The following is a 23,120-nucleotide window of genomic DNA, read 5'->3' as shown; positions in this document are numbered from 1 at the left end:
CCATGATTCGCCTATCGGCGCGATCATGGAGCCAATCGACAAGATTGCTAACCCGTTGTCATGGGTTACAGGTGGCAAATGGGCGCAGATCGAGAACGAGGACATACCCGACTTCGCGAATAAAGCGCTTTCACCTATTACTCAAGGTTTGGGACAGATCGACAAGGCGATCAACCCGCTACGTCGAATCGGGATCATTAACCAAATCGGCGACATCGCAGAAGCAAAGCCAGCAGATACGATTGGTCTTGTCGTCGGTTCTATCTTTTCAGGTGGTGCGCTTGATGGCGCAATGGCTGGTGCCGGTGGTGCGGCTGGTGCTGGTGCTGCTGGTGTCGGTGCAGCAGACGCGGGTACGGCAGCCGCAATCGGCGCTGGTGCCGCTGACGTTGGTACTGCCGCCGGTCTTGGTTCTGGTTTGCTTGCTGGTACGTCAGGCACTGCTCTTGGCAGCGGCGCACTTGCTGCGTCAATGGGTACAACAGTAGGCGCATCAGGTGGTCTTGGTGCTGCTGGATTGGGTGCTGCTGGTCTAGGCGCAGCAGGTACCAGTATTGGTCTAACCGGTGTCGGTAACGGCATTGGCGCAGGGATTGGCGCTGGTGCTGGTCAAGTCGGTACAGGCGCTTACGGCGCCTTGCAAGGTGCTGCGGCATACGGCGATGCTGGTTTGACTGGCACTGTCGGCAACGGCTTCTTCGCGATGCCTTCAGCTTACGGGTCTGCATTGGGTGACGCGCCAGCAGGTCTATATAGCGGTTTGCTGCCCGGTGGTGGTATGACCGGGACTGCTTCTGGCGCACTCGGTGGTGGTGTATCGGGCGCTGTTGATGGTTCAGCAGGCATTGGTTACGGCTCAGTCGCTACCGCAACGATGGGCGGTCTCGCAAACAGCCCAATGATCGGCACTGTCGGCCAGTTCGGTAATGCGTTGTCTAACGGCCAGCGAGCTTATAGCGCAATGAATGCATTGCAACCTCAGCAAGCAGGCGGGGCACGAGTAGCACCAGCGCAGTACCGCAGGACAGGAAGCGGTGCAAGCATGCCGATCCCAACTGCGCTTCCAATGATGACCAATCCGTCTGCGTCGTACGCGGCGATGCCGGGAGCATCTATGTTGCCGACAACGAACAGCACGTACCAGAATCTGTTGACCAACATGCTGACCAACGAGATGCAGCCGCCAACAGCGGGGCTGGTCGGATCAGGATCAACTGGCAGTTACTTGCCGGGTGCAGGCGGCATGATGAACCCCAGCTACTTGATTCCGGGCATGTACTGACCCCGTTTTCCGCACTCATAGAGAAGGTATTGCTATAGATATAATCTATGAGTGCTGAAACTCCTCTATGAGTGCTGAAGGCACCTATCTGGAAGTCCCAGAACTCAATGGATTGCTTCGCAATGCCCAGGCGGATTCAATGGTTTCCTCTATGAGTGCTGAAATGGCCCCGTCTCACAAAAAACGCCAATGACCCCAACTTTTGTCGATATCTTGAGCCAGTTGTTCCACGACCTTGAATTCACGTACTACGATGATTCGTGTCTCTCAAGTGAAGAAGCATTTGAATCGAAGTTTCTCGACGCATACGAAGCGGAGCCACAACTTGACCCAGACGCCGTTGCCGAAGACCTGGACAAGCAGTGGCGCAGCGACGATCAAGCAGCCAAAGAATATGCCTGCATTGCTCGCTGCTGTGTGTTCGCGGTTGCCGCAAAGCAAGCATACGAGGTAGACCGTGAAAAGGCGTGGGCATACCTGTGTCGCGCTCAATACGAGTACGGTGTGACCGTCGCTATGATTTCAGTGCCATGGGGAATCGTCTTTGACCGCAAGAAACAAGCTACCAAGAACATAACGAAGCGATACGACCGCTACCGGGCTATCGAAAAGCACGCGCTCAATGAGCTGGACAAGCTGTTGCGGGAACCCGGCAACAAGATCAAGTCGGCAAGCGGCGCAGCCAGAGAGCTACTCAAGGCGGTCAGGAAGTACGCTCAGGATAAGCACGACACGGCGAGTAGTGACAACGACGACCCATTCTTTGGTTACGACGAGCCGCCATCAGTCAGTCATGAAGCACTGAGAAAGTGGTTCAAGGACGTCCAGTTCCCCTCCAAAAAGCAGTAATTCCCGTCTTATCCCCATCCTAAGCTGGTATCTACTGGTACATACCTGAAAAAATGGTATGTACCAGTGCGTACCAATGGAAATCATTTTCCAGCCGTCTAATAATCTAATCCAACGACGCAACGCATTAAACGCGAAACGCCGATAACCAAGCAAGTCCGATTAACCCTAGCCAAACCATATAACGGCAAACCCAGACGTGACTTAGCGCTCACGACTGCGGGGCAGCGCGCTCTTTAACAATTTGGATATCACAGATCGAGCAACTGAATTTCAGAGTTTGCCGAGCCGAAATTCTTGCTGTGTTCAAAAATCTGTACGCGCCTTGGGTAAACATATTTGATCGGTTTATCGAAACTTTATAGGAGAAAATAGCGATGGAATTGAATTATGTCTTGTCGAAGCAACCGTACCGTCTTCAATGCGATGTGTTTGGTATCGGCGGTGGCGGTGTAGTTGCATCTGGTTTTGTTTGGAAAATCGAATTTATGACTTCTCAGAATAATCTGAGTGAGGTTATGCAACACGTTCTTGATGTACAGCAATGGATTAACGAAGAGGTGATTTCTGAAAATGTCTTGGCCGGTATCAAGTTGAGCGTGGACGTGAAGGCCAAGATTGCACTGGAAGTTGTCGGGAAATCAAATGGCGTAATCGAGTATAAAAAGGGCGAGCCGAATCACATGTATAACGGGGTTTCAGGGGCGCCGTTTGGACATTATTCAATCGGCGTGGTGTTTGCTGTTAAGCCGGAACACGGCAGCAAGAAGGAGCAAAAGAAGCTGGCCGATAGTTTGGCCATGCAGTTCAAGCTGAGGTTTCTTTGAAAGACGCAGTGCCACAAAGAAAAACGGCAGTTATCAACCAGCAGTAACCCAACGCAGTAATTTTCTAACTTTTACAGGAGTATTTTTCATGAAGCCTACGATCATTTCCGCAGCTATTAACGTCCGCTTTGAATTCGACCAGCAGCAGTACGACAAGCACATGCCGAATCTGAGCAAGTTCGCAGAAGACAACAAGCTTGACGAACCGCAGGAGTTTGCCGACGTGCAAGCTCCGATTACTCGCCGCAACGTGAAAACTGGCGAGACGATTACGGTTGCTAGCGAAGCCAAGACGACCTATACGGTTGAGCTTACCCTGACGAGCATCGAGCAGTACAACAGCATCCGCAACTACGGCGCTGAGAAGAAGCAGACTGGTTCTGGAGAGCGCATTACTTATCCGCAGTGTGTGAAGGATAAGGCAATTGAACTCAAGATCGCCAAGAAGACGGAAGAAGAGATTCGCACCGCGTTGAAGGACATTTGCGAAGCGAACGGGATTATGACCGTGCCGTCGACGAACAGTATCCGCAATTGGGCTGGCGCAGGCAACAAGGTAGCACAGGCCGCATAACCCTTTAAACCGGTGGTTCCGTAAAACCCTTGACGTGGTAAGGCCATGTCCACATACACCGCAGTCCACATCTTTATTCGATCAGCCTGAGGTTTTGGGTTTTCTAGAGACTCAATATCTCAGGCTGCTCGATAACCCAATACGTTATAGGAGTAAGCAATATGTCAATTACATGGCAACAGCCACATCACCCGCGTTTCTTTGAAGTTGATATTGAAGACGAACAATTGGCTCTTTTAGTGCGCAACGAAGTTGACCTTTGGGTGAGCGATAACGAACTGCTAGCTGTAGATATCCATACGTTTCGCAACTGCGAGCAGATCAGTACTTTTGATCCCCAACTTGGTAAGTTTGTTGGCTCCGAGGAGTTCGGAGTGTACTTCTCGATCGTAGTCGATTTCGAAGCCGATGCAGACGCAATTGCGTTCAAGCTCAGGTTCTGCTGAACGGGAGGTAGTTTGAACAAGTTATATTGGGAAATTAACCGGCTTCGCCGAACAGAGTTTATCGCGTCCACCGAAGACGAACAGCTTGCAATTCAAGCAGTGCACGAAATTCACGATTGGATGCAGGACAACGATATGTCAACTGCGGATCTGCATCTTGTCCGTGAGACAGACTGCGCGCAGGTATACCTGCTTTCCCATGGAGTTTTCGCCGATAAGGAAGAGTTTGATATCCAGTACCGCCTAAGAGTTGAGTGTGGGAACGAAGTCCAAGCAGTCGCCTTCAAGCTTAGATTCTACGACCAGGAGGAGTAATGCTCTCAGAAAAGTTATCGCGAGTTTTGGTGGGCGACGACAGCTATGTCTACGTAGCTCAGTTTCACAGCATAGGCGCTCGTAAGCGTGCTTATGCTTTATACAAGCAGCTTAAGGAGTGGTGGAAGTCGTGTGTGGACACAACCGACGAGCAAGGTGAGGTTTCCATCACCTTACACGAGTGGGGCGGCTACCATGTAGATGTTCGCTTCACGGACGAGAAGAATGTCGTGCTGTTCAAGCTGGCGTTCGACCACAACGAAACTAAGTCCAGGCTGGTCAGCACAGGGCAAACGTAGTGGGGAAATTAGAGGTAAACCTCTAAAAGTACAAAGGGGTCAGCATAGCTGACCCCTTTTCTGTGCTTGATGCGCCATCTGCTACGTGTAGACTGTTGTGCTGTACTGCTTGTGGCACCAGATTGCTAGGTGTTCGTTTCCAAGAGGAATTGCACACCATGTTGACGCGCAATCTTGTGCAAACGCGGTGCAAACGGCGAGGGATTTTTGACCAAACTTTGGACTAGACCGTTAACCCACAATCTTGCTAAGTCATTGATTCTTCGGTGCTATTTTTCTCCTGCACACCGAAGCATCCTCTGTACGTAGCGTAGAACGAGCAATAGAGCATCGTCGTCACGATGATGAGCGCGGGCATCAGGATCGCCACCGTGAAGTCGCCGGCGCCGAGCGCGCGCAGCAGCGTCGACAGGCCGATCGATACGACCGTCGAGACGGCGAACCACAGCGCCCCATACACCATGAACGCGCCCTTGTTGCGCCAGCAGCTCACGATGCTGAAGAACAGGGCCTTCACGGGCGGCACGTCGTGCCACGCCGTGAGCACGGGCGCAAACCAGAACAGCATCGACACCGGCACGTAGCAGAGCAGCGAAGCAAGCACCGCGAGCGGCACGTCGCTGTTGGCGAGCGCTTGCGCGTCGAGGTCGCCGCCGATCGTCATCAGCCGCAATAGCGCGCCGCCGTCCACGAACGCAGACGCGGCCAGCACCAGCAACATCGCCCCCACGTAAATCGCCCCGAGCACCAGCAGTTGCTTCGCCACGTTGCTGCCGTACGAACGAAAGCCGTCGATCAGAATGGTCGGGAACACCGGTTTGCCCGCGATCGTGTTGCGGCACGCCGCCATGAAGCCGACGGCCACGCCGGGCACGAACAGCAGAGGCAGCACGCCGCCGATCACGGGAATGGCGGAAATCAGCGTCATCGCCAGCAAATAGGCGAAAAACAGCGTGAGAAACGCGAGCGGATTGCGGCGGAACAGCCAGATACCCTGGCGGAACCAGACATAGCCCGTCTTCGCGGGGACTTCAATTAGTTGCATGGGCGATGGGGCAAGGCGTGATGGGAACCCGCGTCGCTGCCGGCGAGGCGCTCGCGCAGGATGCGCTCGAAGTGGCCGGGATCGTGCGGCTTGAGCAGTTCGGCCGAGCGCGGCAGGTGGAAATCATACAGGCGCGAGACCCAAAAGCGGTACGCGCCTGCGCGCAGCATGTCCATCCAGTGCCGCGTTTCCTCGGGCGTGAATGGGCGCACGGTCTGGTAGGCGCGCAGGAGCGCGTCGGCGCGCGCCGTGTCGAGCTTGCCGGTGGCGAGGTCGACGCACCAGTCGTTCACGGTCACGGCCACGTCGAAGAGCCACTTGTCGCAGCCGGCGAAATAGAAGTCGAAGAAGCCGCCCAGCCGAACTTCGTGGCCCGGCGCCGGGTGCGAGTGCGCGAACATCGCGTTGTCGCGGAACAGGTCGCAGTGGCACGGACCGCCCGGCAGCGCCGCGTAGTCGGCCGAGCCGAAGAATGCGCGCTGATGGTCGAGTTCGCTCGTGAGGAGGGTGCGCTGGGCGTCGTCCAGAAACGGCAGCACCGTCGGCACCGTTTCTTCCCACCATGAAAGGCTGCGCAGATTCGGCTGGTCGCCGCGGTAGTCGCGGCCCGCCAGGTGCATACGCGCGAGCATCTGGCCCACTTCCGCGCAGTGCTCCACGCCGGGCGCGAGTTCGGGCTTGCCTTCGAGCTTCGAGACGATGGCCGCGGGCTTGCCGTGCAGCAGGCCGAAGAGCGCGCCGTCCTTGCGCGGCATGGGGTCGGGTACCGGCACCCGATGCGAGGCGAGGTGCCGCATCAAGTCGAGGTAGAACGGCAGTTGTTCGGCCGTCAGCTTTTCGAAGATCGTCAGGACGTATTCGCCGCGCGTCGTCGTCAGGAAGAAGTTGCTGTTCTCAATGCCGGACTGGATGCCGCGAAATTCGACGACATCGCCGAAATCGTAGTCGCGCAGCCATTGGGCAAGCTCTTGGTCGGTGACAGCGGTGAAGACGGCCATGCAAGAAGGTCGGTTGATTGGTAATGGCGGGTCGGCGAACGCTGCGAGGTGCTGCCCGAGGGGCTTGCAGGCGTGTCCGGCTCAGGCGCGATGGCCGCGGCCCGGCTCAAGGGGCGGCGCACATGGCGTTGGCGCGGGCATGCCCAACAAAGGCATGCGCGCGCCCGGATGGCTCAGTAATGCAGGTTGATCGACGGCAGGCGCGTGCTGGCCTGGCCGTTGTTGCGCACTTGCGGCGAGGTGTCGGGGTTGGCGCTCATCGTGTAGCGCGTGCCGAAGTTCGAATGCACGTTGATCTCGACGGGCTTGCCCTTGTCGCGGAACTCGGTGATTTCGGTGCCGTTCGGGCTCACTTCGTGATAGCTGGGCACGCGCGGCACGTCGTTGATGTCGACCTTCGAGGTGACGCGTGCGGCCGGCTTGTTGTTGATCGCAGCCAGATCGGGCAGGCCCGCGCGTTCGTTCTCCGATTGCGCGGATTGTGCCTCGACGGCGGTCTTTGCGTCGTCGGCCGGCGCGGCCATGGCGACCCCGCTGAAAGCGAGCGTCACCGCGACGGCGGCAAGAAGGTGCGACTTCATGGTCATTCTCCGATGGGATGCCCCAATTCTAGCAAATCCGGGCGCTTTGCCCCATGTCGCTCAAGCGCTGCGGCCCGCGCCCGGCGGGCGGTGCGCGGCGCTCGCAGCGCTCTCGCGGCGGGTGCTCCAAAAGCCCTCGGCGCGGCCAGGTCCGTCGCCAGAAAGTCGCACCTTCCGTGGTAATGTGGACCCATCAAACGGAGAGGCGAACGAAGATGAACAACGATAGCTACCTGCGGCCCCTCATGACGCCGGCGCACGACTTCCCGGACGAGTTTTTCGAAGACGCCGCCGACGCCGTGGCGCGCCTCTCGAGCATCTACGAAGCGAATACGTCGTTCCTGCGCGATGCGTTTGCGCGCTATCGCCGCGGCGAGGCATTCGAGCGCCGTGTGCGCGCGTGCTACCCGTTCGTGCGCATCCGCACCAACGTCAACACGCATATCGACTCGCGCCGCTCGTACGGTTTCGTGGCGGGCCCCGGCGTGTTCGAGACCACGGTGACGCGGCCCGATCTTTTCGGCAATTACTATCGCGAGCAGTTGCGTCTGCTGGCGAAGAACCATCATGTGGGCATCGAAGTGGGCGTGTCGGATCAGCCGATTCCCGTGCACTTCGCGTTCGCCGAAGGCATCCACCTCGAAGGCGATCTCGACCGCGAGCGCCTCTTCGCCATGCGCGACGTGTTCGATACGCCCGATCTCGCGCAGCTCGACGACCGCATCGTGAACGGCACCTTCGAGCCGGAGCCCGGCGAGCCGCATCCGCTTGCGCTCTTCACCGCGCCGCGCGTGGACTTTTCGCTGCATCGGCTCAGGCACTACACGGCCACGTCGCCCACGCACGTGCAGAACTACGTGCTCTACACGAACTACCAGTTCTATATCGACGAGTTCGTGAAGCTCGGCCGCGCGATGATGGCGCATACCGACGACGCGGACCTGCGCAACTATCGCAGCGAATACACCTCGTTCGTCGAGCCCGGCGACGTGGTCACCTACAACGCGAACCTGGGCGAACAGGACGACGAAGGCACGGCGCCCGCGCGCCTGCCGCAAATGCCGGCCTACCACCTCAAGCGTGCGGACGGCAGCGGTATCACGATGATCAACATCGGTGTGGGACCTTCGAACGCGAAGACGATCACCGACCACATTGCCGTGCTGCGTCCGCATGCGTGGATCATGCTCGGCCACTGCGCGGGCTTGCGCAACACGCAGCGTCTGGGCGACTACGTGCTCGCGCACGGCTATGTGCGCGAGGATCACGTGCTCGACGCCGACTTGCCGCTGTGGGTGCCGATTCCGGCGCTCGCCGAAGTGCAACTCGCGCTTGAGCGCGCGGTCGCGGAGGTCACGAAGCTCGACGGTGTGGAACTCAAGCGCGTGATGCGCACGGGGACGGTGGCGAGCGTCGACAACCGCAACTGGGAGCTGCGCGATCATCGCGAGCCGGTGCAACGCCTCTCGCAAAGCCGCGCGATCGCGCTCGACATGGAAAGCGCAACCATTGCCGCGAACGGATTCCGCTTCCGCGTGCCGTATGGCACCTTGCTGTGCGTGTCCGACAAGCCGCTGCACGGCGAACTCAAGCTGCCGGGCATGGCCGATTCGTTCTATCGCGCGCAAGTCGATCAGCATCTGCAGATCGGCGTGAAGGCGATGGAGATCCTGCGCACGAACGGCTTGCACAAGCTCCATAGCCGGAAATTGCGCAGCTTCGCCGAAGTGGCGTTCCAGTAGCCGCTTGATGGCTGGCCGGCGCGCGGTGAGCGCCGGCCAGTCTGTCGAATTGCGCTGTTGTCTTTTATCAATTCGGATGCCGAATCATTCGCCGGCGTCACTTACTGCCCGAACCCCGTCAGCCCAATCAAACTTCCCGCGCCAAGCAGCCACAGCGGATGAATCTTCGTGCGAAACGCGAGCACGGCGCACACGCCGGTAATCGCCCAGGCGATCCACGATGGATCGGAGGCCCGCGCGATCAGCACGGCGCTCGCGGCCACGAGACCCGCCGTCACCGGCACGAGGCCCTTTTGCGCGATGCGCCGCCACGGGCGGTCCTTGAAGCGATCCCATGCATGCAGCGCGGCGATCGTGACGAGCGACGACGGCCCGAACTTCGCAATCGACGTGACCAGCATGCCTGCCCAGCCGGCCACGTGCCAGCCCACCAGCGTCACGACCATCATGTTCGGGCCCGGGGCGGCCTGGGCAAGCGCGAATAGCGCGCTGAACTCGCTCGCCGGCATCCAGTGGTGGACCTCGACGACCTGACGCTGCATCTCGGGCAGGATCGTGTTGCCGCCGCCGAAAGCGAGCAGCGAGAGCTGGCCGAAGATCGCGGCGAGCGCAACGAGTGTGGCGCTCATCGCGAGCCTCCTTCCTTGCGCGCCGCGCGTGCCGCGAGCGCGATGCCGACTGGCGTGAGCACGAGCATGGTGGGCAAGAGCGGCGTGCGCAGCACGGCAATGGCTACGAAGCCGAGCGTAGCAACGACGGCCGCGGCCGGATCGCGCCGCAGCGGCAGCACGATTTTCAGGGCCATCGAAACGAGCAGCCCGGCGGCGGCCGCGGCGAGCCCCACGAACAGATGCCGCACGTGCGGGTCGTCTTGCGTGCGCTCGTAGAGCACGCCGAGCCCGATCACGACGAGCGACGGACCCGCGATCAGGCCGAGGATGCCGGCGAGCGCGCCGCGCCATCCCTGAAAACGCATGCCGAGCGCGACCGAGAGATTGATGACGTTGCCGCCCGGCAAAAACTGGCAGAGGCCGAGCAGATCGGTGAACTCGCCGGCGGTGAGCCAGCGGCGCTGCTCGACGATGGTGCGGCGCGCCAACGGCAGCGCACCGCCAAACGACGTGAAGCCGAGACCGAGAAAGCCGAGGAACAGATCGCGTACCGAGGGCGTGTGCAGGCCGTCGTCCGCGCCATGTCCGGCTGCGGCGGGCGATGAGATGGGTTGTTTCATGAATGGAAGGGACCTCTGAGGCAAGTTCGGAGATTAAGCCCAATCGCGCGCGCGGCAAAACGATTTCTATGCCGCGCTCTTGTGATCTACACTCACAAGCATGGCACGCTCCCTTCCTCCCTTTCCCGCGCTGCGCGCGTTCGAAGCCGCTGCACGGCACAACAGCTTCTCCGCTGCGGCGGGCGAGCTCAATGTGACTCACGGTGCCATTAGCCGGCAGGTGTCCGCGCTCGAAGCGTGGGTCGGCGTGCAGGTGTTTCACCGGCACGGCAAGCGGGTCGCGCTGACCGAGGACGGGCGGCGCTACCTCGCCGCCGTGCAGTCGGCATTCGACGACATCGCGCGCGCAACCACTCAGCTGCGCGACACGGGCGTGGTGCACGTGCTGCGCGTGAGCGCGCTGCCTACCTTCGCGATGAAATGGCTGCTGCCGCGGCTCTCGCAGTTTCAGCGCCTCGCGCCGAACGTCGAGTTGCGCCTGTCGACTTCGAACGCGCCGGTCGAGACGCTCGAAGGCTTCGACGTGGCCGTGCGGCGCGGCCCGGCCCACTGGCCCGACTGCGAGGCCGGTCATTTTCTCGACGAGATGGAATTGCCGGTATGCAGTCCAGCGCTGCTCAAGCGCGCGCCGATTCATCAGGCGAGCGATCTTGCGCGTCACGTGCTGCTACATTCGGACACGCGGCCCGATGCGTGGCGCACCTGGCTTGCGGCCGCAGGAGTGAAAGCCAAATGCCGCAAGAAGCAGTCGTTCGACCACTTCTATCTGGCTTTGCAGGCTGCCGTGGATGGTCTGGGCGTCGCGCTCGGCCCGCTGCCGCTGCTCGACGACGAACTCGCGTCGGGACGTCTCGTCACGCCGCTCGCGGGGCCGCATCTCGACGCGCGCGGCTACTGGTGGGTGGCGCGCCGCGAGGTGGCGCAAGCGCCGCTCGTCGTGCAGTTTTGCCGCTGGCTGGAGGAGCAGGCGAGCGCTCGGGCGCCGCTCGGTGCGTCCGGCGTGCCCGCAAGCGCGGAGAAAGCATGAGGGGAGTGATGCGCTGAGGCGCGAGCGGTGCGCAGGCCTGCGAAAACATTAACCGCAGGCCATCCGCAAGCGGTGCATCAGAGATAGAACATCCGGTCTTCGTCGGAGTCGCGGTCGCTGCGCGCCGGATGCTCCTTGCCGGTATCTTCGGCGGTGTCCGCATCTTCGTAGAACTTGAGAACGGCTTCGAGCACCTGGTCCGGGTCGTCGATCACCTGCATCAGGTCCATGTCTTCGGGATTGATGAGACCCATGGGCACGAGCGCCGAGCGGAACCAGTCGAGCAGGCCCTTCCAGAAGTCGGCGCCCACCAGAATGATGGGCACGTGGCGCGACTTTTTCGTCTGGATGAGCGTGAGCACTTCGGCCAGTTCGTCGAGCGTGCCGAAGCCGCCGGGCATGACGATCACGGCGTCCGAGTTCTTCACGAACGTGACCTTGCGCGTGAAGAAATGGCGGAAGCGCAGCGAGATGTCCTGCCACTGGTTGCCCGACTGCTCGTGCGGCAATTCGATGTTCAGGCCGACGGAAGGCGACTTGCCCGCATGCGCGCCCTGGTTCGCGGCTTCCATGATGCCGGGGCCGCCGCCGGAGATCACGGCGAAGCCCGCATCGGACACCTTGCGCGCGATGGTGGTGGCGAGCTGAAAGTACTCCGACTCCGGTTTCAGGCGGGCGGAACCGTAGATGCTGACCGCCGGCCGGATCTCGGACAGGTACTCGGTCGCCTCGATAAACTCTGCCATAATCGTGAACATCTGCCACGATGCGCGCGCCTTCTTGGCCGTCGCGCGCTCTTGATCTGCGAGTGAACGCAGACTCGGAATCACTTTTCTCTTGTCCATAATGCCTGAAGAACTACGCGTGGATACAAAGCTGAAGCTACAAAACGGGCTGGAAGGTAAGACCCTGCTGCTGGTCGACGGTTCTAGCTACCTCTATCGGGCCTTCCATGCGATGCCGGATCTGCGCGGTCCTGACGGCGAACCCACGGGCGCGCTATACGGCATCATCAACATGCTGCGTCGCATGCGCAAGGACGTTACGGCAGAGTATAGCGCGTGCGTGTTCGATGCAAAGGGCAAGACGTTCCGCGACGACTGGTACCCCGAGTACAAGGCCAACCGGCCTTCCATGCCCGAGCCGCTCGCTGCACAAATCGAGCCCATTCACACGGCCGTGCGCGCGCTCGGCTGGCCGCTCCTGATGATCGAAGGCGTGGAGGCCGACGACGTGATCGGCACGCTCGCGCATCAGGCCGAGAAGCTCGGCATGAAGGTCATCGTTTCCACCGGCGACAAGGACCTCGCGCAGCTCGTGACAGACCACGTCACGCTCATCAACACGATGACGAATGAAACGCTCGATCGCGAAGGCGTGATCGCCAAGTTCGGCGTGCCGCCGGAGCGCATCATCGATTATCTCTCGCTCATCGGCGACACCGTCGACAACGTGCCGGGCGTGAACAAGTGCGGCCCGAAAACGGCGGTCAAGTGGCTCACGCAATACGACTCGCTCGACGGCGTGATCGCGCATGCGGATGAAATCAAGGGTGCAGTGGGCGGCTATCTGCGCGACGCGCTCGACTTCCTGCCGATGGCGAGAAAGCTCGTCACGGTGGAAACGGCTTGCGATCTCACGCCGCATCTCGAGTCGATCGAAGCGTCGCTCGCCACGCGAGCCGAAGCGCGCGAAGAGCTGCGCGATATTTTCGCGCGCCACGGCTTCAAGACCTGGCTGCGCGAAGTCACCGAAGCGAGTCAGCAGAGCGAGACGGTGCCCGCCGCGACCCAGGGCGACGTGCCCGAAAAAGATGCGATCGTGCAGCCCGCGCTGTTCGTCGACGCCCCGCGCCATTACGAAACGATCCAGACGTGGCCGCAGTTCGACACGTGGCTCAGGCGCATCGAAGCCGCCGAACTCACCGCGTTCGACACCGAGACCACGGCGCTCGACCCGATGGTCGCGAAGCTCGTCGGCATCTCGTTCTCGACGGAACCCGGTGTGGCCGCCTACTTGCCGCTTGCGCATCGCGGCCCGGACGCGCCCGATCAACTGCCGCAGGGCGAAGTGCTTGCGCGCCTGAAGCCCTGGCTCGAAAGCGGGAAGCACAAGAAAGTCGGCCAGCACATGAAGTACGACGAGCAGGTGCTCGCGAACTACGGTATCGAGCTCAATGGCGTGGAGCATGACACGCTGCTCGAATCGTATGTGCTCGAATCGCATCGCAGCCACGACATGGACAGCCTCGCGCTGCGCCATCTGGGCATCAAGACGATCAAGTACGAAGAGGTAGCGGGCAAGGGCGCGCAGCAGATCGGCTTCGACGACGTCTCGCTCGAAAAGGCCGCCGAATACGCTGCCGAAGACGCCGATGTCACGCTGCAACTGCATCGCGCGCTCTATCCGCAGATCGCGCCCGAGAAGGGCCTCGATCACGTGTATCGCAACATCGAATTGCCTACGTCGCGCGTGCTGCGCAAGATCGAGCGCAACGGTGTGCTGATCGACTCCGAGAGGCTCGAAAAGCAGAGCGCGGAAATTGCCGTGCGGCTCATCGCGCTCGAAGAGGAAGCGTATGCGCTCGCGGGCGGCGAATTCAATCTGGGCTCGCCCAAGCAGATCGGCCAGATCTTCTTCGAGAAGCTGCAACTGCCGGTCGTGAAGAAAACGCCGAGCGGCGCGCCTTCCACCGACGAAGAAGTGCTGCAAAAGCTCGCCGAAGATTACCCGCTGCCCAAGATCCTGCTCGAGCATCGCGGGCTTGCGAAGCTCAAGTCCACGTACACCGACAAGCTGCCGCGCATGGTGAACGCGCAAACGGGCCGCGTGCACACGAACTACGCGCAGGCCGTGGCAGTCACGGGCCGTCTTGCGTCGAACGATCCGAATCTGCAGAACATTCCCGTGCGCACGGGCGAAGGCCGGCGCATTCGCGAGGCGTTCATCGCGCCGCCGGGGCACAAGATCGTTTCCGCCGACTATTCGCAGATCGAACTGCGCATCATGGCGCATATCTCGGGCGACGAGTCGCTGCTCGCGGCGTTCGCGCGCGGCGACGACATTCACCGCGCCACGGCTTCCGAGGTGTTCAGCGTCACGCCGCTTGAAGTGAGCGCGGACCAGCGGCGCATCGCCAAGGTCATCAATTTCGGCCTGATTTACGGCATGAGCGCGTTCGGCCTCGCATCGAATCTCGGCATTACGCGCGACGCGGCGAAGCTTTATATCGACCGTTATTTCGCGCGCTATCCGGGTGTGGCGCGCTATATGGACGAAACGCGCATGGACGCGAAGTCGCGCGGCTATGTCGAGACCGTCTTCGGGCGCCGCCTGTGGCTGCCCGAGATCAACGGCGGCAACGGCCCGCGCCGCCAGGCCGCCGAGCGCGCCGCCATCAACGCGCCCATGCAGGGCACGGCCGCCGACCTCATCAAGCTTTCCATGGTCGCGGTGCAGAAGTGGCTCGACGAACGCAAGATCGGCACGAAGATGATCATGCAGGTGCACGATGAACTCGTGCTCGAAGTGCCGGGCGACGAACTCGCCGAAGTGCGCAAGCGCTTGCCCGAGCTGATGTGCTCGGTGGCGCAGCTCAAGGTGCCGCTCGTCGCCGAAGTGGGCGTGGGCGAGAACTGGGAAGAGGCGCACTGAAGGCGTTGTAGTGCTTAGTGAAGCTCTACTAAGTACATACTGAATGCGAAGTGCCGCCGCAAAAGCCGTAACCGGGACGTAACTGCCCGCGCGCGATAAGGCAAGCCTCGCGTGCGTGATGTCGCGAATGCGCGCCGCAAGGGTTGCCGCCGCGCGCTCCGTCGGCCGACAATGATTTGATTGAAGGCCGGTGCCTCGCACGTCACGTTGTCGACGCATCGGCCTTTCTATCGCCTTTCGACATGCACGGAGAGTCTATGCATCGCTTTATCGTTGTGGGAGGAGGCGCAGGCGGGCTGGAGCTGGCAACACGGCTCGGCGATCGTTATGGCGAGGCGCGCGCGAAGCGGGGCAAGCCGCAAGCGGCATCGATCACGCTGGTCGACCGCAATCCAACGCATATCTGGAAACCGCTCCTGCACGAAGTCGCGGCGGGCAGCATGGACCCATTCACGCATCAGCTCGAATATCCGGCGCAGGCGCGCTGGCATGGCTTCGAGTTCCAGCAGGGCGAGCTGACCGGGCTCGACCGCGCGGCAAAGCGCATCACGCTCGGGCGCGTGCTCGACGAAGACGGCGCGGAAATGCTGCCCGAGCGCGTGCTCGAATACGACACGCTCGTGCTCGCAATCGGCAGCACGACGCATTTTTTCGGCGTGCCGGGCGCGGCCGAGAATTCCATCGCGCTCGACACCGTCGAGCAGGCCGAGCGGTTTCGCAAGCGTTTGATCGCCGCGTGCATGCGCGCCGAACATCAAGCGCCCGAAAAAGTCGCGGTGGAGGTGACGGCGGACGACCTCGCGCCGGCCATGGACGCCGGCGCCGAGCCGCGCGTGCAGGTGGCGATCATCGGCGCGGGCGCGACGGGCGTCGAGCTTTCCGCCGAGCTGCGCAACACCGCGCAGGTGCTGTCGGCCTATGGACTGCACAAGCTCGATCCGCGCAACGACGTGGGCATCGTGCTGATCGAGGCCGGCCCGCGCATCCTGCCCGCGCTGCCGGAGCGCGTTTCTTCGGCGACAGGCGAGCTGCTGAACAAGCTCGGCGTGAAGCTGCTGACGAGCGAACGCGTGATCGAAGTGGCGCCTGGCGTCGTGCGCACCGCGAGCGGCAAGAACCTGCGCGCGGACCTCACGGTCTGGGCCGCTGGCATTACCGCGCCGGCTGTGCTCTCGCGGCTTGACGGTCTCACCGTCAACAAGCTCGGCCAACTGATCGTGCGCCGTACGCTGCAAACGGAACTCGACGACAACATCTTCGCGCTCGGCGACTGCGCGGCCTGCGAATGGCCGGGCCACGAACGCGGTGTGCCGCCGCGCGCGCAAGCCGCACACCAGCAGGCCACTTTCCTGTTCAAGTCGCTGGGCAATCTGCTCGCCGGCAAGCCGCTGGAAGAGTTCACCTATCGCGACTTCGGCTCGCTGGTGTCGCTCGGGCACTTCAGCGCGGTCGGCAATCTGATGGGCGGGCTGATCGGCGGGAATATGTTGATCGAAGGGTTGTTTGCCCGTTTCATGTACATGTCGCTGTACCGGCTGCACATCGCGGCGCTGCACGGCTACGCGCGCATGGTGCTCGACACCTTCGCGCACTGGCTGCGCCGCACGACGTTGCCGCGCGTGAAGCTGCACTGAGCGGCTGCACCGGGCGGCGCTTGTGTCCGGGGCGCGGCGCTATTCTGCCTGTTTCCGCTGTTTGATCTATCTTCAAGGAGCGCTGCATGCTGAAACCTGAAGTCGATAGCCTCGTCCCGCACGTGCCGTTCGATCGGCGCACCTTCATCAAGGCGGCGCTCGGCAGCGGATTCGCCGCTGCCGTGCTGCCCGTCTCGGCGCAAACCATTCACACCGACAGCGAAGGCCTCGAAGCCGGCGAGATCGGCTTCCAGTCCGGCGGCACGCTCATCCCGGCGTATCGCGCGCAGCCGCGCGGCAAGACGCACTTGCCGGTGATCATCGTGATCCACGAGATCTTCGGCGTGCACGAGCATATCGCCGATGTGTGCCGCCGCTTTGCGAAGCTCGGCTATCTGGCCATCGCGCCGGACTTCTTCGTGCGTCAGGGGGATGCCTCGGCGTACCCGACAGTGCAGCAAATCAGCGAGAACATCGCGAGCAAGGTGCCGGATGCGCAGGTGCTCGGCGACATCGATGCGGCGCTTGTCTGGGCTGGCGAGAACGGTGGCGATCTGAAGCGCGTGGGCGTCAATGGCTTCTGTTGGGGCGGGGTCTACACGTGGCTCTATGCCGAGCACAATCCGCGCATCAAGGCGGCGGTTTCCTGGTATGGCCGCGTAGCGGGCGCACACACGGAAAATTCGCCGCAGAATCCGCTCGATCTCGCTGGCAATCTGCAGGTGCCGGTACTCGGCATGTATGGCTTGCAGGACAACAGCATTCCGCAGAACACGCTCGAGCAGATGAAGGCCGCCATCGCGCAGGGTCCGCAGGATGGGCGCGGCTCGCAAATCGTCGTGTACAACGATGCGGGCCACGCGTTCTTCGCGGACTACCGGCCGAGCTATCGCAAGGCCGATGCGGAGGATGGCTGGAAGCGCGCGATTGCCTGGTTCAAGGAGCACGGCGTGGTGTGACGCCGTGCCCGGCTCCGGATACCCGGCTTAGGGGTTGGGGCCAGTCGCGACCGGCCGCGACGCGTCGGCGCTCCATTCGCTCCACGAACCGGGATAGAGCGCCGCGCCGTGCAGGCCGGCAATCTCCATCGCGAGCGCATTGTGGCAGGCGGTCACGCCCGAGCCGCATTGCAGGACCACGTGTTCGGGCGTGATGCCAGGCAGCACCGCCGTAAAATCTTCGCGCAGCGCATGCGCCGACTTGAAGCGGCCGTCCGGCGTGAGATTGTCCTGATAAAACCGATTGCGCGCGCCAGGAATATGGCCGCCCACCGGGTCGATCGTTTCGTTCTCGCCGCGATAGCGGTCGGCGGCGCGCGCGTCGACGACCGTGAGTTCGTGCGTGGCGAGATTGCGGACGATGGCCTGCGCGTCCACCGTCACCTGCAGCGGCGCGCCGGCCTTGAAGGTGCCGCGCGCGGGTGTCGGCACGTCGCGCACGAGCGGGAAGCCCGCGGCTTCCCACGCCTTGAGGCCGCCGTCGAGCACGGCCACCGAGTCGTGGCCGAGCCAGCGCAGGAGCCACCACAGGCGGGCGGCGTAGGCGCCGCCTTGCGCGTCGTAGGCCACGACCTGCTGGCCTTCGTTGAGCCCGCGCAGCAGGAGTGTGGCAACGAGCGCCGAGCGGTCGGGCAGCGGATGGCGGCCGTTCTTGCCGGTTTTCGGGCCCGAGAGGTCGCGGTCCAGATGCAGGTATTGGGCGCCGGGCAGATGGCCGAGCGCATAGGCGTTCTCACCCGCGGCGGGATTGGCGAGATCGAAGCGGCAGTCGAAAACCAGCACGCTGCCCGGCGCGGCGGTCAGGCGTTCGTGCAGATTGGCGGCCGAGATCAGCGTGGTGTAGTGCGTGTGGGGCATGACGGCTCCTTGAATCGTGCAAGGCCGCCCTCTCTCGCGATGCGACGGCCCGGTGCCGTCAGTCTAAACAAAAAGACGGGCCGAAGCCCGTCTTTCCGTGATGCGTTCGAGTTGCCCGACGCCCGCGCCAGGCCGTGCGTCAGATCGGTCCCAACTCGCGGCGCAGAAACTCGTGGAAGTGCTGCATGCCGTCTTCCATCGGGCTCTGGTACGGGCCGACCTCGGAAACGCCACGCTCGAACAGCGCCCTGCGGCCGGCGTCCATGCGCTCGGCAATCTCGTCGTCTTCGACGGCGGTTTCCATATAGGCGGCGCGCTCGGCCTCGACGAACTCGCGCTCGAAGAGCGTGATTTCCTCGGGGTAATAGAACTCGACGATGTTCTTCGTCTTCTGCGTGCCTTCGGGGATCAGCCACGAGACCACGAGCACGTGCGGATACCACTCGATCATAAGATTCGGGTAGTACACCATCCAGATCGCGCCGAACTCCGGTGGCTCACCGTTACGGAAGCGCAGGACTTCGTCGTGCCACTTGCGGTACGTCGGGCTGCCCGGCTTGCCGAGGTGCTTGTGCACGCCGACCGTCTGCACGCTATACCACTCGCCGAACTCCCACTGGAGATCGTCGCACGAGACGAAGTTGCCGAGTCCCGGGTGGAACGGCACGACGTGATAGTCTTCCAGATAGACCTCGATGAAGGTCTTCCAGTTGTAGTTGCACTCGTGAACCTCGACGTGATCGAACATGTAGTCCGTAAAGTCGAGGTGTTTCGCCGGCCCAAGGCGTGCGAGATCGCGCGCGACGTCGCGGCCCGCGGATTCGAACAGCAGCCCGTTCCACTTCTGGAGCGGCGAGCTGTTCAGATTCAGACACGGCTTGTCCGCGAAGTGCGGCGCGCCGAGCAATTCGCCCTTGAGGTCATAGGTCCAGCGATGCAGCGGACATACAATGTTGTCTGCCGTGCCGCGACCGTTTAGCATGATGGCCTGGCGATGCCGGCACACGTTCGAGAGCAGCTCGATTTCGTTGCTCTTGTTGCGAACGAGCACGCGGCCTTCTTTTTCGCCGGGCAGCGCAAAATAGTTTCCCGCCTCGGGCACCATGAGTTCGTGCCCGACGTAGCGAGGACCCTTCTGGAAAAGCGTGTCGATTTCGCGCTTGAGTAGCGCTTCGTCAAAATAAGCGGTGACTGGCAGCTGGCTGTGGATAGACTTCAGCTGCAATGCATTGCTCAGATTGGACATTCCCACTCCCGATGAAGACGTGAAAGCAGTGAACAACCCAACCATCGAAGATTCGATTTAGGGAGCCGGCGATTATACCCGGTTACCCCCTCGTGGGGTAGCTAAGTGACTGATTTTTGCCAAAATTACACCGGAAAGACGGCAGGAATTCAGGAAGTATGAGACAAATGCACGGGTAATCGGGCCTTCTGGAACCGATTTGTACTGGCCCCGAACATGTGGTCGAGAGGGTACACAAGCCGGGGAGCGGGTCGAACGGGACCTTTTGCCGTAGAATGTCCGCCTTGTTTCATTCTGGCGACGACTCATGGCGAAATCCGCAACGAAAGACCGCGCTGGCGCGGGCGAAAGCGAAGCCGGGCTGGCCGAGGGCGAAGCCCTGCCCGAGAGCTACGAGGTGGCGCTTGCGGAGCTCGACGGGCTCGTTGCACGCATGGAAGGCGGCAGCCTGAGTCTGGAAGAATCGCTTGCAGCCTACCGCCGTGGCGCGGCGCTCGTGCGCTTCTGCCAGCAGCAGCTCGAAAAGGTTGAACAACAGGTGCGCGTGCTCGACGGCGAGACGCTGCGGCCCGTGCCCCTCAATACGACAGACTCCGCAGCGGGCGGAGACGACGATCTATGACATTTGACCAATGGACCCGGCACGTACTCGACCGGGTCGAAAGCGCGCTCGATCACTATTTGCCGGCTGCCGACGTATTGCCGGCGCCGCTGCATGACGCCATGCGTTATGCCGTAATGGGCGGCGGCAAGCGGGTGCGTCCGCTCCTGTGCCACGCGGCGGGCGAACTCACCAACGCCACGCCGCAAGCGCTCGACGCGGCGGCCTGCGCGCTCGAAATGATCCACGTCTACTCGCTCGTGCACGACGACATGCCGTGCATGGACGACGACGACATGCGTCGCGGCAAACCCACCGTACACGTCAAATATGACGAACCGACGGCGCTGCTGGTGGGCGATGCGCTGCAGTCGCAAGCCTTCGTCACGCTGACCTCCGATGTGCTCGGTGCCCAGCACCAGGCATCGCTCGTGCGCGAACTCGCGCTGGCCAGCGGCTCGATCGGCATGGCCGGCGGCCAGGCCATCGACCTCGCGAGCGTGGGCCATTCGCTCACCCGCGAGCAGCTCGAAACGATGCACCGCCTGAAGACCGGCGCGCTCTTGCGCGCCGCGGTCCGCATGGGCGCGCTGGCGGGCGAGACGCCTTCGGCGGAAAACCTCGCCGCACTCGACAAATACGCGGCGGCCGTGGGCCTCGCGTTCCAGGTGGTGGACGATATTCTCGACGTCACCGCCGACTCCGCAACGCTCGGCAAGACCGCTGGCAAGGACGCGAAGGACGGCAAGCCGACCTACGTGTCGATTATCGGTCTTGATGCCTCGCGTGCGCTCGCGCAGCAGTTGCGCGCCGACGCGCACGCGGCGCTCGAACCGTTCGGCGCGCGCGCTCAGCGCCTCGCCGAACTCGCTGACCTGGTGGTGAACCGGGTGAGCTGACCGCGCAACCCGCCCACGCGCATGAAATGGAAGTAATGCGCAGAAAAAGTGCGGGAGCGCCAGTTTTCCTACAATGGAACGACGATGTACGACTTGCTGAAAACCATTGACGACCCGGCGGATTTGCGCCGCCTTGATCGCCGCCAGTTGCAACCGCTTGCCGACGAACTGCGTGCCTTCGTTCTCGAGAGCGTCTCGCAGACGGGCGGCCACCTGTCGTCCAACCTCGGTACGGTCGAACTGACGATCGCGCTGCACTACGTGTTCGACACGCCGCGCGACCGCATCGTCTGGGACGTGGGCCATCAGACCTATCCGCACAAGATCCTGACGGGCCGCCGCGATCAGATGTCGACGCTGCGTCAACTCGGCGGCATTTCGGGTTTCCCGAAACGCGACGAGTCGCCGTACGACACGTTCGGCACCGCGCACTCGAGCACGTCGATTTCGGCGGCGCTCGGCATGGCCGTGGCGAGCAAGCTCAAGGGCGACAACGCCATGGGCATCGCCGTGATCGGCGACGGCGCGATGACGGCCGGCATGGCCTTCGAGGCACTGAACAACGGCGGCGTGGAAGACGACGTGCCGCTGCTCGTCATCCTCAACGACAACGACATGTCGATTTCGCCGCCGGTTGGCGCGCTCAATCGCCATCTCGCGCGCCTCATGTCGGGCCGCTTCTACGCCGCCGCACGCGCGGGCGTGGAGCGCGTGCTGCGCCATGCGCCGCCGGTGCTCGACCTCGCGCGCAAGCTCGAAGAGCACGCGAAGGGCATGATCGTGCCGGCTACGCTGTTCGAGGAATTCGGCTTCAACTACATCGGGCCGATCGACGGCCACGATCTGGATTCGCTGATCCCGACGCTGCAGAACATCAAGGAACTGCGCGGCCCGCAATTCCTGCACGTCGTGACGAAGAAAGGCCAGGGCTACAAGCTCGCCGAAGCCGACCCGGTCCTGTACCACGGTCCCGGCAAGTTCAACCCGGCCGAAGGCATCAAGCCGTCGACAACGCCCGCCAAGAAGACCTACACGCAGGTGTTCGGCGAATGGCTGTGCGACGCGGCTGAACTCGATTCGCGCGTGATCGGCATCACGCCGGCCATGCGCGAAGGCTCGGGCCTCGTCGAGTTCGAAAAGCGCTTCCCGGACCGCTACTACGACGTCGGCATCGCCGAGCAGCACGCAGTCACGTTCGCGGGCGGCATCGCGGCAGAAGGCCTGAAGCCCGTGGTCGCGATCTACTCGACCTTCCTGCAGCGCGCGTACGACCAGCTGATCCACGACGTGGCCCTGCAGAACCTGCCCGTCGTGTTCGCGATCGACCGCGCGGGCCTCGTCGGCGCGGACGGCGCAACGCACGCCGGCGCGTACGATCTCGCGTTCATGCGCTGCATTCCGAACATGATGATCATGGCGGCGTCGGACGAAAACGAATGCCGCCAGATGCTTTACACGGCGCTCCAGCAGGACTGCCCGACGGCCGTGCGCTACCCGCGCGGTGCGGGCACGGGCGTGGCGACCGTCAAGCAGATGGCCGCGCTGCCGGTGGGCAAGGGCGAAGTCCGCCGCGAGAGCAACGCGCCGGCAGGCAGCCGCATCGCGATCCTCGCGTTCGGCACGATGGTTGCGCCGTCGCTCAAGGCCGCCGAGGAACTGGACGCCACCGTGGCGAACATGCGCTTCGTGAAGCCGCTCGACGCGGACCTCGTGAAGCAGCTCGCCGAAACGCACGACTACCTCGTGACCGTCGAGGAAGGCTGCATCATGGGCGGCGCCGGTTCGGCCTGCGTGGAAGCCCTCCTTGAAAGTGGGGTTATCAAGCCCGTACTACAATTGGGCCTCCCCGACCGCTTCATCGACCACGGCGACCCGGCGAAGCTGCTGGCGGGCTGTGGGCTCGACGCAGCAGGGATCGCGAAGTCGATTCGCGAGCGCTTTCTCGACAAGGCAGTGTCCGGCAAGTCGGTGATGCGCGTTGCCTGAGGTCGATTGAGATCGCGATAGTTTGATT

The 23,120-nt window shown here is 62.2% G+C and carries 23 protein-coding genes; 15 read left to right on the top strand and 8 right to left on the bottom strand.

The features are described from left to right. Positions 1–25 precede the first annotated feature (25 nt). From AB3X99_RS06230 to AB3X99_RS06200, 7 genes are all read left to right on the top strand, one after another. Positions 26–1,282, top strand: a complete 1,257-nt coding sequence (locus AB3X99_RS06230) for a hypothetical protein (RefSeq protein ID WP_368616409.1) — start codon at positions 26–28, stop codon at positions 1,280–1,282. A gap of 189 nt (positions 1,283–1,471) precedes the next feature. Then, the gene (locus AB3X99_RS06225) at positions 1,472–2,131 is read left to right on the top strand and encodes a hypothetical protein (protein ID WP_368616408.1); all 660 of its coding nucleotides are present in this window, start codon (positions 1,472–1,474) and stop codon (positions 2,129–2,131) included. A 377-nt stretch (positions 2,132–2,508) separates the two neighbouring features. After that, the gene (locus AB3X99_RS06220; protein ID WP_368616407.1) at positions 2,509–2,958 is read left to right on the top strand and encodes a hypothetical protein; all 450 of its coding nucleotides are present in this window, start codon (positions 2,509–2,511) and stop codon (positions 2,956–2,958) included. Between the two features lie 88 nt (positions 2,959–3,046). Next, positions 3,047–3,532 (top strand): hypothetical protein, encoded by a 486-nt coding sequence (locus tag AB3X99_RS06215; protein WP_368616406.1) that lies wholly within the window; start codon positions 3,047–3,049, stop codon positions 3,530–3,532. Between the two features lie 161 nt (positions 3,533–3,693). Further along, complete coding sequence (locus AB3X99_RS06210; protein WP_368616405.1) at positions 3,694–3,978, top strand: hypothetical protein; 285 nt, start codon at positions 3,694–3,696, stop codon at positions 3,976–3,978. Positions 3,979–3,990: 12 nt separating this feature from the next. Further along, a complete protein-coding gene (locus AB3X99_RS06205; protein ID WP_368616404.1) occupies positions 3,991–4,293 on the top strand; it encodes a hypothetical protein in 303 nt (100 codons plus the stop codon). Then, complete coding sequence (locus tag AB3X99_RS06200; RefSeq protein WP_368616403.1) at positions 4,293–4,592, top strand: hypothetical protein; 300 nt, start codon at positions 4,293–4,295, stop codon at positions 4,590–4,592. The genes AB3X99_RS06205 and AB3X99_RS06200 overlap by 1 nt, the downstream gene beginning before the upstream one ends. 247 nt (positions 4,593–4,839) lie before the next feature. On the opposite strand, the gene AB3X99_RS06195 is transcribed toward AB3X99_RS06200, so the two are convergent. From AB3X99_RS06195 to AB3X99_RS06185, 3 genes are all read right to left on the bottom strand, one after another. Then, positions 4,840–5,637 (bottom strand): BPSS1780 family membrane protein, encoded by a 798-nt coding sequence (locus tag AB3X99_RS06195; RefSeq protein WP_368616402.1) that lies wholly within the window; start codon positions 5,635–5,637, stop codon positions 4,840–4,842. Continuing rightward, entirely contained in the window at positions 5,628–6,635 is a 1,008-nt protein-coding gene (locus AB3X99_RS06190) for a homoserine kinase (RefSeq protein WP_368616401.1), read from the bottom strand. Before AB3X99_RS06190 ends, AB3X99_RS06195 begins: the two co-directional genes overlap by 10 nt. 173 nt (positions 6,636–6,808) lie before the next feature. Continuing rightward, positions 6,809–7,216 carry a hypothetical protein gene (locus AB3X99_RS06185; protein WP_069261345.1) on the bottom strand — a complete coding sequence of 136 codons (408 nt, stop codon included), beginning with the start codon at positions 7,214–7,216 and terminating at the stop codon, positions 6,809–6,811. Positions 7,217–7,431: 215 nt separating this feature from the next. On the opposite strand from AB3X99_RS06185, the gene AB3X99_RS06180 reads away from it, so the two are divergent. After that, positions 7,432–8,958 carry an AMP nucleosidase gene (locus tag AB3X99_RS06180; RefSeq protein WP_069261344.1) on the top strand — a complete coding sequence of 509 codons (1,527 nt, stop codon included), beginning with the start codon at positions 7,432–7,434 and terminating at the stop codon, positions 8,956–8,958. Between the two features lie 101 nt (positions 8,959–9,059). Here AB3X99_RS06180 and AB3X99_RS06175 read toward each other — a convergent pair whose 3' ends face one another. Together AB3X99_RS06175 and AB3X99_RS06170 are read right to left on the bottom strand one after the other, a co-directional pair. Further along, positions 9,060–9,587 (bottom strand): chromate transporter, encoded by a 528-nt coding sequence (locus AB3X99_RS06175; protein ID WP_069261343.1) that lies wholly within the window; start codon positions 9,585–9,587, stop codon positions 9,060–9,062. Next, on the bottom strand, positions 9,584–10,189 hold the full coding sequence (locus AB3X99_RS06170; RefSeq protein WP_368616400.1) for a chromate transporter: 606 nt from the start codon (positions 10,187–10,189) through the stop codon (positions 9,584–9,586). The genes AB3X99_RS06175 and AB3X99_RS06170 overlap by 4 nt, the downstream gene beginning before the upstream one ends. Positions 10,190–10,289: 100 nt before the next feature. Here AB3X99_RS06170 and AB3X99_RS06165 point away from each other — a divergent pair, with 100 nt between their 5' ends. Then, positions 10,290–11,216 (top strand): transcriptional regulator GcvA, encoded by a 927-nt coding sequence (locus tag AB3X99_RS06165; RefSeq protein ID WP_368616399.1) that lies wholly within the window; start codon positions 10,290–10,292, stop codon positions 11,214–11,216. 77 nt (positions 11,217–11,293) lie between these two features. On the opposite strand, the gene AB3X99_RS06160 is transcribed toward AB3X99_RS06165, so the two are convergent. Beyond that, positions 11,294–12,061 carry a TIGR00730 family Rossman fold protein gene (locus tag AB3X99_RS06160; RefSeq protein WP_342946997.1) on the bottom strand — a complete coding sequence of 256 codons (768 nt, stop codon included), beginning with the start codon at positions 12,059–12,061 and terminating at the stop codon, positions 11,294–11,296. A 1-nt stretch (position 12,062) separates the two neighbouring features. On the opposite strand from AB3X99_RS06160, the gene polA reads away from it, so the two are divergent. The 3 genes from polA (at position 12,063) to AB3X99_RS06145 (ending at position 17,463) form a co-directional block, all read left to right on the top strand. Then, positions 12,063–14,870 carry a DNA polymerase I gene (polA, locus tag AB3X99_RS06155; protein ID WP_368616721.1) on the top strand — a complete coding sequence of 936 codons (2,808 nt, stop codon included), beginning with the start codon at positions 12,063–12,065 and terminating at the stop codon, positions 14,868–14,870. 257 nt (positions 14,871–15,127) lie between these two features. After that, positions 15,128–16,504: an NAD(P)/FAD-dependent oxidoreductase gene (locus AB3X99_RS06150; RefSeq protein WP_069261339.1), complete on the top strand. Its 1,377-nt coding sequence runs from the start codon at positions 15,128–15,130 to the stop codon at positions 16,502–16,504. 86 nt (positions 16,505–16,590) lie between these two features. Then, on the top strand, positions 16,591–17,463 hold the full coding sequence (locus tag AB3X99_RS06145) for a dienelactone hydrolase family protein (RefSeq protein WP_069261338.1): 873 nt from the start codon (positions 16,591–16,593) through the stop codon (positions 17,461–17,463). A gap of 27 nt (positions 17,464–17,490) precedes the next feature. On the opposite strand, the gene AB3X99_RS06140 is transcribed toward AB3X99_RS06145, so the two are convergent. Both AB3X99_RS06140 and AB3X99_RS06135 read right to left on the bottom strand, forming a co-directional pair. Further along, positions 17,491–18,360 carry a sulfurtransferase gene (locus AB3X99_RS06140; protein ID WP_069261337.1) on the bottom strand — a complete coding sequence of 290 codons (870 nt, stop codon included), beginning with the start codon at positions 18,358–18,360 and terminating at the stop codon, positions 17,491–17,493. A 139-nt stretch (positions 18,361–18,499) separates the two neighbouring features. Continuing rightward, positions 18,500–19,606 carry an aromatic ring-hydroxylating dioxygenase subunit alpha gene (locus AB3X99_RS06135; RefSeq protein ID WP_069261336.1) on the bottom strand — a complete coding sequence of 369 codons (1,107 nt, stop codon included), beginning with the start codon at positions 19,604–19,606 and terminating at the stop codon, positions 18,500–18,502. A 307-nt stretch (positions 19,607–19,913) separates the two neighbouring features. On the opposite strand from AB3X99_RS06135, the gene AB3X99_RS06130 reads away from it, so the two are divergent. From AB3X99_RS06130 to dxs, 3 genes are all read left to right on the top strand, one after another. Then, the gene (locus tag AB3X99_RS06130; protein ID WP_342946998.1) at positions 19,914–20,228 is read left to right on the top strand and encodes an exodeoxyribonuclease VII small subunit; all 315 of its coding nucleotides are present in this window, start codon (positions 19,914–19,916) and stop codon (positions 20,226–20,228) included. After that, complete coding sequence (locus AB3X99_RS06125) at positions 20,225–21,106, top strand: polyprenyl synthetase family protein (protein ID WP_069261334.1); 882 nt, start codon at positions 20,225–20,227, stop codon at positions 21,104–21,106. Before AB3X99_RS06130 ends, AB3X99_RS06125 begins: the two co-directional genes overlap by 4 nt. An 84-nt stretch (positions 21,107–21,190) precedes the next feature. Next, a complete protein-coding gene (dxs, locus tag AB3X99_RS06120; protein WP_069261333.1) occupies positions 21,191–23,092 on the top strand; it encodes a 1-deoxy-D-xylulose-5-phosphate synthase in 1,902 nt (633 codons plus the stop codon). The last annotated feature ends 28 nt before the right edge of the window (positions 23,093–23,120 follow it).

Origin of the sequence: Paraburkholderia sp. BR10882 (assembly GCF_040948855.1) — a bacterium.
GTDB classification, from domain to species: Bacteria; Pseudomonadota; Gammaproteobacteria; order Burkholderiales; family Burkholderiaceae; genus Paraburkholderia; species Paraburkholderia nodosa_A.
The sequence above is the reverse complement of the archived record's forward strand: the minus strand, read 5'-3'. Positions and strand labels throughout refer to the sequence as shown.